Origin of the sequence: Streptomyces galbus, assembly GCF_005280195.1 — a bacterium.
In the GTDB taxonomy this organism is placed as follows: Bacteria; Actinomycetota; Actinomycetes; order Streptomycetales; family Streptomycetaceae; genus Streptomyces; species Streptomyces galbus.
On the sequence record NZ_SZPR01000084.1, the window covers coordinates 1 to 615 of the forward strand.

Sequence of the window (615 nt, forward strand, 5' to 3'; positions counted from 1 at the left end):
TTGTGGTGGCTGCGGCCCGGGCGGAGTGCCGGGGCCGCAGTGGAGGCTTGGGGCGACGGGTGTTACTGCTTGGCGGTGGAGTCCGTCTGCTGGTTGTAGATCTCCTGGCCCGCTGCGTTGTAGGCGTGGACGTAGGGGGCCGGGGAGGGGTTGTTCCGTTCGGGGTCGGAGATGGCCGCGGTGTAGACGAACGCGCCGTCTGCCATGAGGGCCGGGTACTGCGTCGGGTTGTCGCCGAAGCTGATGGTGATCTTGGCGACGTCGGGTGTGTAGTGTCCGGCGCCCAGTGAGAGGGTCTGTTCCCCGTTGGCCGGCTCGCTGAAGCTGTCGAAGAACTCGATCAGGTGGCCGGTGCCCCACAGGCGGTCGTTGATGAACGTCGGCGGGACGGACATGCTGGTGCCCTTGTGGCCCTTCGTCTCGCACTGCACGTACTGACGGGCGGAGTTGACGGCGATGACCACGCCGTCCGTGTCCTTGGTGGCGACGGGAGCGCGGACCGCGATCACCGCATGGAAGTTCGAGGCGTCCGCGCCCAGGCAGGAGGCCAGGATCTTGGCGACGGCCCCGGCACCGATCGGGGAGGTCCTCGTGCTGGTCACGGTGAACCCGGCC

1 pseudogene is annotated in these 615 nt (G+C 68.1%); it reads right to left on the minus strand.

What is annotated here, in order from left to right:
- Positions 1-62: 62 nt before the first annotated feature.
- Positions 63-615: pseudogene (locus E4U92_RS35645) on the minus strand (hypothetical protein); the annotation flags it as partial.